The sequence below is a fragment of the Mesorhizobium sp. M0659 genome, assembly GCF_040320605.1.
In the GTDB taxonomy this organism is placed as follows: domain Bacteria; phylum Pseudomonadota; class Alphaproteobacteria; order Rhizobiales; family Rhizobiaceae; genus Mesorhizobium.
The window spans coordinates 404,586-416,270 of the sequence record NZ_JAMYPY010000003.1; the positions used below are offsets into that span (position 1 = coordinate 404,586).

Sequence of the window (11,685 nt, forward strand, 5' to 3'; positions counted from 1 at the left end):
GGATTCGCGGGGCTGGACCAACCTAATCGATTTAAATTCGGCCTTCTGCGGCTGGATTCTTGTGCCATCCGCCGCTATGAAGCTGCGGACCCATCTGCCGCCTCCAGCTCCCAGGGAGAGTAAAATGACCGTCAGAGTTGCCATCAACGGATTTGGCCGCATCGGCCGCAACATCCTGCGCGCCATCCATGAATCCGGCCGCAAGGATATCGACGTGGTCGCCGTCAACGACCTCGGCCCGGTTGAGACCAACGCGCATCTGCTGCGCTATGACAGCGTGCACGGCCGCTTCCCGCACGAAGTGTCGGTCTCGGGCGACCAGATCACCGTCGGCAAGGAGACCTTCAAGGTCACCGCGATCAAGGACCCGGCGCAACTGCCGTGGAAGGAACTCGGCATCGACATCGCGCTCGAATGCACCGGCATCTTCACCGCCCGCGACAAGGCTGCCGCGCATTTGACCGCCGGCGCCAAGCGCGTCGTGGTCTCCGCGCCTGCCGAAGGTGCTGACCTCACCGTCGTCTACGGCATCAACCACGACAAGCTGACCAAGGACCACATCGTCATCTCGAATGCGTCCTGCACCACCAACTGCCTGGCGCCGCTGGCCGCAGTGCTGCACGAGACCGTCGGCATCGAAAAGGGCATGATGACGACGATCCACTCCTACACCGGCGACCAGCCGACGCTGGACACCATGCACAAGGATCTCTACCGCGGCCGCGCGGCTGCCCTGTCGCAGATCCCGACCTCGACCGGTGCGGCCAAGGCGATCGGCCTGGTGCTGCCCGACCTCAAGGGCAAGCTCGACGGCATCTCGATCCGCGTGCCGACCCCCAACGTCTCGGTTGTCGACTTCAAGTTCATCGCCAAGCGCGCCACCACCGTGCAGGAGATCAACGAAGCGGTGATCGCCGCCTCCAACGGCAAGTTGAAGGGCATTCTCGGCGTCACCCATCACCCGAATGTGTCGATCGACTTCAACCACGATCCGCGCTCGTCGATCCTGGCGCTCGACCAGACCAAGGTCATGGACGGCAACTTCGTTTCGGTGCTGTCCTGGTACGACAATGAGTGGGGCTTCTCTAACCGCATGGCCGACACCTCGGTCGCCTTTGGCAAGACCATCGCCTGACCTGAAGGCATCGTCTCGCAGCTTCGAACGCCCGGCTTGTCCGGGCGTTTTTCGTCAGGGCGGCGGGCAAGGCGCGCCAAGCCGCCAAACGCCGGAAAATCAGCGGCATCAGGCAAAAAGCCATCCTTGCGCCTTGCACCGGCCATGCCTTCGCCCCACTCTCCCGTGAATCGGTAGAAAGAGGAATTCGAGGGGCAAATCACGGATGGAGCATGCGATCTATCTCGTCACGCTGGTCGGCACAGCGCTAGTCGTCGCCGCAGCGTTCTCGAGCCTGATCGCCTTCCGCTTCGGCGCCCCTTTGCTGCTGCTCTTCCTCTGCATCGGCCTCGCCAGCGGCGTCGATGGTCTCGGCATCGAATTCGACAATGCGCGCGTGGCATATTTTGCCGGCTCGCTGGCGCTGGCGGTCATCCTGTTCGATTCCGGTTTCGGCACGCCGCTCAACGCGCTGCGCCAGGCGGCCGGACCGGCGGTGTCGCTGGCGACCTTCGGCGTAATCCTGACCACTGGCCTGTTCGGCGCCGCCGCCTATTACCTGCTCGACCTCAGCTGGCTGGAATCCTTCCTGCTCGGCGCCGCGGTCGCCTCGACCGATGCGGCGGCCGTCTTCTTCCTGCTACGCGCCGGCGAGATCAATCTGCGCGAACGCGTGCGCGCGACACTGGAAGTTGAATCCGGCACCAACGACCCGATCGCCATCTTCCTGACCATCACGCTGGTCGAGATCATCGCCGCCCACGCCAATCCCGAGACCCATGTGCTGGTCACCGACCTGATCCTCGGCTTCCTGCTCAATATGGGGCTCGGCGCCGTCGTCGGCGTGCTTGGCGGGCTCGGCATCGTGCGCCTCGTCGACCGGCTCAACCTTGACCATGGCTTGCTGCCGATCTTCGTGCTGACCCTGTCACTGATGGTGTTCGCCGCGGCCGGCGCCATTGGCGGCTCGGGCTTCCTGGCGGTCTATCTCGCCGGGCTCATTGCCGGCAACTCCGACATCCGCGCCGTCACCATCCTGAAGCGCTTCCAGGACGGCATGTCGTGGCTGGCACAGATCATCATGTTCCTGATCCTCGGCCTGTTCGCGACACCCTCGCAGTTTCCGGCGATCATGGTGCCGGCGGTGCTGCTCGGCCTATTCCTGATGTTTGTCGCGCGCCCTGTCGCCGTCTGGCTCTGCCTGATCCCGTTCCGCCTGCCGCGTCCCGAGATCGCCTTCGTCTCCTGGGTCGGCCTGCGCGGCGCCGTGTCCATCCTGCTTGCCATCACCCCGCTGCTCGGCGGACTGGAGAACGGCCGCACCATCTTCAACGTCGCCTTCATCATCGTGCTGGTATCGCTGGTGGTGCAGGGCTGGTCGGTCGGTCCGCTGGCGCGCCGGCTCGGCCTGATCGTGCCGGCGAGGCTCGGGCCGCTCGACAAGGTCGAACTCGAACTGCCGGGCTCCGCCCATCACGAACTGCTCGCCTACCGCGTGGCGCCCGGCAGCCCGGTGGCGCGCGGCGAGCGTATCCCGCGCTGGGCACGGCCCTCGTTGGTGCTGCGCGACGGCCGCTCGATGCGTTTCCAGGACATGGGCCGGCTCGCGGCCGGCGACCAGGTTTATATCTTCGTGCCCGACCGCTATCCGCGCCTGCTTGACAAGCTGTTTGCCAGCCGCGCCGTAGTCGACCCCGAGGATGCCGACTTCTTCGGCGCCTTCGCCGTCGATCCCGCCCGCTCGGCCGCAGAGCTCGAGGCCGCATACACACCGGGATTGAGCGAAGCCGAGCAGAAGCTCACCGTCGGCGCGCTGGTGACGGCAAGGCTTGGCGGCCATGCCGAATATGCCGACCGGGTGCTGATCGGCCCGATCGAATTGATCGTCCGCGACGTCGACGACAAGGGCAAGATCACCGGTCTCGGCCTCTCCTTCGAGCCGACCGCGCCGGTGGCGCGGGTTCCGGTGTTCCTGAGCGCCGGCGAGATCGGCGATCGTGTCTCCGCCTTCATCCGCAACTGGCGCAAGCCGACCGAGACGCAGACTGCAGAGGCGACAGCCAATGAGAAGGCCCTTGAGCCGACGGCGGAAAAGATAACGACAGAAGGCTGACAAGCGATCGGTTCACGCTGACGTCCCGCATCATCACGACAGCCTTCGCCTTGATCTCAAAATTTAGCTCGCACCCCGGCTCAAGCCTTGCATCGTCATCGATGCGAGGTATGGTCCCGGCGATTTTCCACGGAAAGGAACCCGCATGGCCGCCTTCAAGACACTCGACGATATCGGCAATATCAGCGGCAAGCGCGTGCTGGTGCGCGTCGACCTCAACGTTCCCGTCGCCGATGGCAAGGTCACCGACGCCACCCGAATCGAACGCATCGCACCGACCATCGCCGAACTGTCCGGCAAGGGCGCCAAGGTCATCCTGCTCGCGCATTTCGGCCGCCCGAAGGATGGTCCCTCGCCCGAATTCTCGCTGAGGCCGATCGCCAAGGCTACCGCGGAAGTGCTTGGCCGCCCGGTCGGCTTTGCCAGCGATTGCGTCGGTGACACGGCGGGCAGTGCGGTCGCCGCCATGAACAAGGGCGATGTGCTGCTGCTGGAAAACACCCGCTTCCACAAGACCGAGGAGAAGAACGATCCTGATTTCACAGAGCGGCTCGCCGCCAATGGCGACATCTTCGTCAATGACGCCTTTTCCGCCGCCCACCGGGCGCACTCCTCGACCGAAGGCCTGGCGCGGCTGTTGCCGTCCTATGCCGGCCGCACCATGCAGGCCGAGCTCGAGGCGCTGGAGAAGGGGCTCGGCAATCCGGTCCGCCCTGTCGTCGCCATTGTCGGCGGCGCCAAGGTGTCGACCAAGATCGACCTGTTGATGAACCTGGTGAAGAAGGTCGACGCGCTGGTGATCGGCGGCGGCATGGCCAACACTTTTCTCGCCGCGCGTGGCACCGCTGTCGGCAAGTCGCTGTGCGAGCATGACCTTGCCGCGACCGCCAAGCAGATCATGATCGAGGCCGCCGAGGCCGGCTGCGCCATCATCCTGCCTGTCGACGGTGTCGTCGCCAAGGAATTCAAGGCGGGTGCGGCCAGCGAGACCGTTGCCATTTCGGATGTCCCGGCTGACGGCATGATCCTCGATGTCGGCGAAAAGACCGTGAAGACGATCGGTGAATGGATCGACCGCGCCGCGACGCTGGTCTGGAACGGCCCGCTCGGCGCCTTCGAGATCGAGCCTTTCGACCACGCCACGGTGGCGGCGGCCAGGCACGCGGCGGCCCGCACCAGGGCCGGCAAGCTGGTCTCGGTCGCCGGTGGCGGCGATACGGTGGCCGCCCTCAACCATGCCGGCGTCGCCGACGACTTCACCTATGTCTCGACCGCCGGCGGCGCTTTCCTCGAATGGATGGAAGGCAAGCCGCTGCCCGGCGTCGACGTGCTGAAGAAACAAGCCTGACCGGATCGGGGGCGCAAAAACGGACGCCAGGAACTTTCAATCGATTCGAGCTTTCCGATCCCATTCCTTTGGCGGTAGACTTCCGTTACGCGCGGAACGTACCCCCTTAGGAGAAGAGAAATGAGCGAACGTCTCGAAGACATTGCCGCCGCGATGGTGGCCGGCGGCAAGGGCCTGCTGGCCGCCGATGAGAGCTCCGGCACCATCAAGAAGCGCTTCGACGTTATCGGCGTCGAATCGACCGCCGATAGCCGCCGCGACTACCGCGAGATGATGTTCCGCGCCAAGGACGCAATGACGAAGTACATCTCCGGCGTCATTCTCTACGACGAGACCATCCGTCAGAAGGCTGCCGACGGCACGCCTCTGGTCGACATCATCAAGGCGGCGGGCGCCATTCCCGGCATCAAGGTCGATGCCGGCGCCAAGCCACTCGCCGGCTTTCCCGGCGATACCGTTACCGAAGGCCTCGACGGCTTGCGCGAGCGGCTCGCAGATTATTACAAGCTCGGCGCCCGCTTCGCCAAATGGCGCGCGGTGATCGACATCGACACCGGCAAGGGCGTGCCCTCGGTCAATTCGATTGCCTCCAATGCCCATGCGCTGGCCCGCTATGCCGCACTGTGCCAGGAGGCCGGCATCGTGCCGATCGTCGAACCGGAAGTGCTGATGGACGGCGCGCACGACATTGCCACCTGCTACGACATCTCGAAGGCAACGCTGATCAAGCTCTATGACGAGCTGCATGCGGCGCGCGTTGTGCTGGAAGGCACCATCCTGAAGCCGAACATGGTGCTGGCCGGCAGGAAATCAGGCAAGGTGAGCAGCCCCGAAGAGGTCGCGGAAAAGACCATAAAACTGTTCCGCGAAACCGTACCGGCAGCGGTGCCGGGCATCGCCTTCCTTTCGGGCGGGCAGTCGGACGAGGAGGCGACCGCCAACCTCAACGCCATCAACGCCATCGGGCCGCATCCGTGGAAGCTGACCTTCTCCTATGGCCGCGCCTTGCAGGCCGCCCCGCAAAAGGCCTGGAGCGGCAAGGCATCGAACGTCGCCGCCGGCCAGGCCGCCTTCACCCATCGTGCCCACATGAACCATCTGGCGGCGCTGGGACAATGGACGGCGAGCCTCGAACAGGCCGCCTGAGCGCAGTCCTCCCGTTGTCATACAACCCGGGCCGATGCGCCCGGGTTTTGTTTATGCAAAGCCCGGCTTGGACGGAGTTCGTTCATCCTTATCTACCTTTCGGCAAAAGCTGACAGCGATGTCGGTTTCTGCCCACCCCAAACGTCCTTGGGTGAACAGACAGGGAGAACTTCATGACTCGCAACAAGGTGGTTTCGCGTGAAGACTGGTTTGAGGCGCACAAGGCGCATCTGGCGCGCGAGAAGGAATTGACACGGTTGCGTGAGCGCATCGCCGCCGAGCGGCGTGAACTGCCCTGGATGAAAATCCGCAAGGACTATGTCTTCGAGACCGAGCAGGGTCCGAAGAACCTGGCCGGACTGTTCGGCGCCAACAGCCAACTGATCGTCTACCACTTCATGATGACGCCAGGATCGAACCATCGCTGCGAAGGCTGCTCCTTCCTTGCCGACCATATAGACGGCGCCGATCAGCATCTCAGGCACCACGACGTGTCGCTGGTGGTGGTTGCGCGCGCGCCGCTGGCGGAACTGCTGCCTTACAAGCAGCGTATGGGCTGGAAATTCGACTGGGTGTCGTCCTACGCCTCGGATTTCAACTTCGACATGCAGGTCTCCTTCACCGACAAGCAGATCGCGGGCGGCGACACCACCTACAATTTCGAGACGCGTCCGCGCACGTCAAAGGACCTTCCCGGCACCAGTGTTTTCTGGATTCCGAAACCGGCAACGACACCTGCACGCTGACCGGCAACCGCGCCGAATCGAGCAAGCATGTCATTCCGGCCGGCCCGGCCAGCGCCACGCCTTTTATTGCGGCGAACCTGCCGGAATTCATGACGACGCGCGGTGGCGATTACTTCTTCGTGCCCAGCCTCAACGCCATCCGGATGATTGCCATGGGAACGGTGGACCCGACCTGACCCTCAAGGCTATGTCCAGTGCCCCAGCGCACCCGCCAGCGCGATGGCCGCCATGGCGATCAGGGCCAGCTTCCAGAAATCGCCGCGCCGCTTCAGGCCCGGCCAGCCGAGCGGCTTGATCAGCTGAATGGCCATCATGCCGATGATGACGAGCGCGAGGAGTTTCGACATGCCCGCCTTTGAGCAGCATCGCGACAGGCTGTCAAAGCGGTTCTTGCATGGTCTCGGTCGACTTGGCCATTCCTGACAAAAGGCTCGTTTCCGAACCGACCGCCAAGCACCTCGCAGCTTTCTTCAACGACCTGACATGCTCCTGACAGACTGCTGTCAGGAGGGGTATGCAATAGTGTCTCCATCAGAGAAGAGGAGATGGTCATGAACAGCTTTGGTATTTTGAACAGCGTACAGCACTATGTCGGCAAGATCCGCACGATGCGCAATGAAGTTCGTACCCAGCGCTTCCTGAACTCCTTGCCCGCGGACATCCGCAAGGACATTGGCTGGCCGGATATGTATGAGGGTCACAGCCGCATTCGCGAGATCTGAGGCGTTTTACATGACAATGCTTGGATGCGAACCCCGCAACGCCCGGATCATTGACATGGCCCCCCGGGCGGCGACCCCTCGGGCTGGCGCAAAAACTTTGGCGCCTGCTACGGACAATGCTGAAGGCTCCTGACAGAATGCTGTCAGGAGCACCATGCCATAAACGTGTCAGGAGACATGAATGGTGAAAAGCTGGAACGACAGGCTGAACACGCCGGGCGTCAACGGCGTGAAGCCGACGCCACGCACAATGGGCGACGTCGTCGAGGGCCAGCCGATGCTGGTGCCGACGCCCCGTCAGGTCGATGATTTCATCCGCACGATCCCCAACGGCCTTGAGATGGATGTACGCGCCTTGCGCACCGCGCTCGCCATCGAGCATGGGGCGCAAGTGACATGTCCGGTCACCATCGGTTATCATCTGCGAACCGTCGCCGAAGCCGCCAATGAGGATCTCGAACGCGGCATGACGCTGAACGATATCACGCCGTACTGGCGTGTGCTCGACGTGAACACGCCGACAACGAAGAAGTTGTCCTTCGGCGCGGAATTCGTCGCCGTGCAGCGCAAGCGCGAAGGACTTAAACCATAATGCGTGTCGCCCAAAAGTGCGCAGCGGTTTTTGGGAGAACGACAAGCATAAAACAGGACATGGATGTCACCCGGAACCGGTTTCGGGACCATGACATTCATAGACAAGCAGCCGAGGGACCATACGATGCGACGTGCCGACAGGCTCTTTCAGATCGTGCAGCACCTGCGTGGCGGCCGGCTGGTCACCGCCCAGAAGCTCGGCACATGGCTCGAGGTTTCCGAGCGGACCATCTACCGCGACATCGCCGATTTGCAGTCGACCGGAGTGCCGATCGACGGCGAGGCCGGCGTCGGCTACATGATGAGGGAGGGTTTCGACCTTCCGCCGCTGATGTTCACGCGTGACGAAATCGTCGCGCTGGTCGCCGGCGCCCGCATGGTGCGGGCCTTTGGCGGCGCGGCCATGGCGCGTGCGGCCGACGAGGCGCTGGTCAAGATCGGCGCCGTCCTGCCCGACGCCGAGAAGGACCGCATCGCCCGCACCGAGATCCACACGCCCATGTGGGTGGTGAGCGACGCCGCGCGTGAGGCGATCGACGTGATCGAGCGCGCTGTCGAGAAGCGACAGGTGCTGACCATCGACTACCGCGACGAGGCCGGCCGCGGCACCGGGCGCGACATCCGTCCGCTCGGTCTGTGGTTCTGGGGCAAGGTATGGACGCTGGTTGCCTGGTGCGAGATGCGCGACGATTTCCGCGCCTTCCGCATCGACCGCATCGCCTCGGTGGTCATCGCCGGCCGCATCTTCAAGCCGGAGCGCGGCAAGCAGCTCGCCGACTTCTACCGCGCCGTCGAACGCTCGGAGGACTATGGCATGACGCCGGACCGGGCGGCGCGCAGCTGAGACTTCGATAATCAATGAAAAAGCCCGCTCGAAGCGGGCTTTTTTGATGAACTGTCGCAAACCTTACTCGTCGTCCGCATCTTCCTTCTTGGACTTGAGCGCCGAGAGCTTGGCGAACACGGCGTTTGCGTCGAGCTCGGCATCCTCGTCCTTCGGCTTCTCCGGCGCCGGCACCAGGCGCTCGGTCACGGCAGCCGGCAGCAGCGTGTCGCCGACAGGCTGCGCCTGCTCGCGGCCGCGCGAGGCGCGGTTGACTTCCATGTCGAGGTCGATCTGCGAAGCGAGACCCAGCGTCACCGGGTCCATCGGCTGCAGATTGGCCGAATTCCAGTGCTTGCGCTCGCGGATCTGTTCGATCGTCGACTTGGTCGTGCCGACCAGGCGCGAAATCTGCGCGTCCTTCAATTCCGGATGGTTGCGGACCAGCCACAGGATGGCGTTGGGCCGGTCCTGGCGCTTCGACAGCGGTGTGTAGCGGGGACCCTTGCGCTTGGATTCCGGCACCCGCACCTTGGGGTCGGACAGTTTCAGGCGCTGGTTCGGATCCTTCTCGGCGCGCGCGATCTCGTCGCGGGTCAGCTGTCCGGTCATGATCGGATCCATGCCCTTGATGCCCTGCGCCGATTCGCCGTCGGCGATCGCCTTGACCTCGAGCGGATGCAACCCGCAGAACTGCGCGATCTGCTCGAAGGAAAGCGCGGTGTTGTCGACCAGCCAGACGGCGGTCGCCTTGGGCATCAGCAGCGTATTGGCCATTTCAAAAATCCTTCTCGTTCGCCCGCGTTCCCGCGCGGGCGGTGGTTTAGAGCCACCAAAATGGGAAATTCGCGGCCTGTATAACCGCTCCGCTGCCGTTTCGCAATGTTTTTGGCGCAGGGCGCAGCCGTCGGACACCGGACAGCGGGGGAGGCCAGGAGGACCTCGGCTCCGGCGATCATTGATGCCGAGTTGTACAGGGGGTCCAAGACGACAAAACCCGCCGGACAGGGTCCAGCGGGCTCGGAACCGGCGACGGGATACGCTGCGGCGGCTCTTGCTTCTGCCGCGTGGTCAGGCCTCATCGGCCGACCAGGCTTCGAATTAGATGGCCTTGCGGGCAATCCTCTCGATGTCGCCGCGGCTAATGCCGAGGTCGCTGAGCTGACGGGCGTTGAGCTTGTTCAGCTCGCGCACGGTTTCGTTGTACATACGCCAGTTACGGAAAGCGCGGATCGGGTTCATGGTTGTCCTCCAGTTGTTGGATCAAATCGTTTCGATGACGCTTAGATAGGCAGTGCTGCCCACGAATTGAACAGACGTCTTTGCATAGCCGCAATGCAAATGCTGCATTGCAGCATTAAGCTTGTGTTCATCTTGCCGACAGGCTGAGCGCGGAGCATGGCGCGAGGTTCAGGTCAGGCCGAGCAGAGAATGGCGGCTCCCGAGAACCGGCCTACGTCGGCCGTAGCCTTCATAGAGCGGAGGCATTTATGACGCCTTCGGCCGGCGAAGGCCGGAGCGGAGCGTACTTCAGTACGAAGCACCGGCCTACGCCGGCCGTAGCCTTAACTGCCGCAACGCCTCATGAGGGCTTCGGCCGGCGAAGGCCGGAAGCGCAGGGAGCCGCCATTCGCAGGCCGGCCTCACCTGAATCTCGCCCCATCTAGCCGACGTCGAGAACGATCTTGCCTATATGCTCGCCCTCTTCCATGCGCTCATGCGCCCGCCAGGCGTCGGTCAGCGGGAAGATCATGTCCATCACCGGCGCTACCTTCCGGGTGCCGAGCAGCGGCCACACCTGTGCTTCCAGTGCGGCGGCGAGCGCCGCCTTGAACTCGACCGTGCGAGGCCGCAGCGTCGAGCCGGTGTGGGTCAGCCGCTTGACCATGATTTTCGAGAAATCGGCGCTCGCCACCGCGCCGGCCTGGACGGCGATCTGGACGATCCTGCCCTCGACCGCGGCGGCCTCGTAGTTGCGCGCGATATAGTCGCCGCCGACCATGTCGAGAATGACGTCGGCCCCGTTGCCGTCGGTCGCATCCTTGACCGCCGCGACGAAATCCTCCTCGCGGTAGTTGATCGCCCGGTCGGCGCCGAGTTTCAGGCAGGCGTCGCATTTTTCCTTGCTGCCGGCGGTGGTGACGACATAGGCGCCGAAGGCCGACGCCAGCTGGATCGCCGTGGTGCCGATGCCCGATGAGCCGCCATGGACCAGCAGCGTCTCACCCTTTTTCAAGCCGCCGCGCTCGAACACATTGTGCCAGACGGTGAAATAGTTTTCCGGAACCGCGGCCGCCTCCGTGTGGGTGAAGCCGGCGGGCAGCGGCAGCACGCTGCCGACATGAACCTTGACATATTCGGCATAACCGCCCCCCGGCGTCAGCGCGCAGACCCGGTCGCCGATGCGCCAGCGCGATATCTCGTCGCCAAGGGCGGCCACTTCGCCCGATGCCTCGAGACCGGGCAGGTCGGAGGCGCCGGGCGGCGCCGGATAGGCGCCCTTGCGCTGCTGCACGTCGGGGCGGTTGACGCCGGCCGCACGCACCCGGATCAGGATTTCGCCGGGACCAGGCACCGGCACGTCGCGCGTTTCCGGTTTCAGCACCCGCGGCCCGCCCGGTTGCGAGATCGCGATGGCCGTCATCGTGGCTGGAATTTTATGTCCGCTCGCCATGAAATTTCCCGTCTCGGTCCGCCGGTCTGTCGCCGGGTGCCAGCTTCTTGCCGGCTGTTTGCATCTGCGCCCCTGCCCTATGTATGCTGATTGCCGGATCAGGCAAATGGCCAAATCAGCCCAATACCGAATAGGGAGGAGCGACGATGGCGATCTTCGACGACGAACCCAAAAAGAAAGCCCGCCCGCATGAGATCGGACAGGATCTGTCGCTGCTTTCGGTCGGTGACCTTACCGAACGGATCAGCATCCTGCGCGAGGAGATTGCCCGGCTCGAAGCCGAGCTCCAGACCAAGGGCAGCACCAAATCGGCGGCCGAAGCCCTGTTTCGCCGCGGCTAGTTTTCGCGTTAGTTTCGGCGTTGAGCATCCGCCGCCGAAAAGCCCGAATGCGCCTGTCTTCAGA

12 protein-coding genes and 1 pseudogene are annotated in these 11,685 nt (G+C 63.8%); 9 read left to right on the top strand and 4 right to left on the bottom strand.

Features of this window, described 5'->3' with window-relative positions:
* Nucleotides 1-124 precede the first annotated feature (124 nt).
* From gap to NKI31_RS07425, 5 genes and pseudogenes are all read left to right on the top strand, one after another.
* Nucleotides 125-1,135: a type I glyceraldehyde-3-phosphate dehydrogenase gene (gene gap, locus NKI31_RS07405; RefSeq protein WP_023683984.1), complete on the top strand. Its 1,011-nt coding sequence runs from the start codon at nt 125-127 to the stop codon at nt 1,133-1,135.
* 205 nt (nt 1,136-1,340) lie between these two features.
* Nucleotides 1,341-3,227: a potassium/proton antiporter gene (locus NKI31_RS07410; RefSeq protein ID WP_023683985.1), complete on the top strand. Its 1,887-nt coding sequence runs from the start codon at nt 1,341-1,343 to the stop codon at nt 3,225-3,227.
* Nucleotides 3,228-3,372: 145 nt separating this feature from the next.
* Nucleotides 3,373-4,575 carry a phosphoglycerate kinase gene (locus NKI31_RS07415; RefSeq protein ID WP_023752898.1) on the top strand — a complete coding sequence of 401 codons (1,203 nt, stop codon included), beginning with the start codon at nt 3,373-3,375 and terminating at the stop codon, nt 4,573-4,575.
* 120 nt (nt 4,576-4,695) lie between these two features.
* Entirely contained in the window at nt 4,696-5,721 is a 1,026-nt protein-coding gene (locus NKI31_RS07420; RefSeq protein ID WP_023693667.1) for a class I fructose-bisphosphate aldolase, read from the top strand.
* A 173-nt stretch (nt 5,722-5,894) separates the two neighbouring features.
* Nucleotides 5,895-6,434: pseudogene (locus NKI31_RS07425) on the top strand (DUF899 domain-containing protein); the annotation flags it as partial.
* Nucleotides 6,435-6,652: 218 nt separating this feature from the next.
* Here NKI31_RS07425 and NKI31_RS07430 read toward each other — a convergent pair.
* Complete coding sequence (locus tag NKI31_RS07430; RefSeq protein ID WP_023670137.1) at nt 6,653-6,814, bottom strand: hypothetical protein; 162 nt, start codon at nt 6,812-6,814, stop codon at nt 6,653-6,655.
* A 204-nt stretch (nt 6,815-7,018) separates the two neighbouring features.
* On the opposite strand from NKI31_RS07430, the gene NKI31_RS07435 reads away from it, so the two are divergent.
* From NKI31_RS07435 to NKI31_RS07445, 3 genes are all read left to right on the top strand, one after another.
* A complete protein-coding gene (locus NKI31_RS07435; RefSeq protein WP_023670139.1) occupies nt 7,019-7,189 on the top strand; it encodes a hypothetical protein in 171 nt (56 codons plus the stop codon).
* Between the two features lie 181 nt (nt 7,190-7,370).
* Nucleotides 7,371-7,781: a hypothetical protein gene (locus NKI31_RS07440; protein ID WP_033001206.1), complete on the top strand. Its 411-nt coding sequence runs from the start codon at nt 7,371-7,373 to the stop codon at nt 7,779-7,781.
* A gap of 126 nt (nt 7,782-7,907) precedes the next feature.
* Nucleotides 7,908-8,627 (top strand): helix-turn-helix transcriptional regulator, encoded by a 720-nt coding sequence (locus NKI31_RS07445; RefSeq protein WP_023683994.1) that lies wholly within the window; start codon nt 7,908-7,910, stop codon nt 8,625-8,627.
* A gap of 63 nt (nt 8,628-8,690) precedes the next feature.
* On the opposite strand, the gene NKI31_RS07450 is transcribed toward NKI31_RS07445, so the two are convergent.
* The 3 genes from NKI31_RS07450 to NKI31_RS07460 form a co-directional block, all read right to left on the bottom strand.
* Nucleotides 8,691-9,383 (bottom strand): DUF1013 domain-containing protein, encoded by a 693-nt coding sequence (locus NKI31_RS07450; protein WP_023670142.1) that lies wholly within the window; start codon nt 9,381-9,383, stop codon nt 8,691-8,693.
* Nucleotides 9,384-9,707: 324 nt separating this feature from the next.
* Nucleotides 9,708-9,848, bottom strand: coding sequence for a DUF1127 domain-containing protein (locus tag NKI31_RS07455; RefSeq protein ID WP_023670143.1), 141 nt, complete (start codon nt 9,846-9,848; stop codon nt 9,708-9,710).
* A 421-nt stretch (nt 9,849-10,269) separates the two neighbouring features.
* Nucleotides 10,270-11,280: an NAD(P)H-quinone oxidoreductase gene (locus NKI31_RS07460; protein WP_352651011.1), complete on the bottom strand. Its 1,011-nt coding sequence runs from the start codon at nt 11,278-11,280 to the stop codon at nt 10,270-10,272.
* A gap of 146 nt (nt 11,281-11,426) precedes the next feature.
* On the opposite strand from NKI31_RS07460, the gene NKI31_RS07465 reads away from it, so the two are divergent.
* Nucleotides 11,427-11,621, top strand: a complete 195-nt coding sequence (locus NKI31_RS07465) for a DUF1192 domain-containing protein (RefSeq protein WP_023670145.1) — start codon at nt 11,427-11,429, stop codon at nt 11,619-11,621.
* Nucleotides 11,622-11,685: the final 64 nt, after the last annotated feature.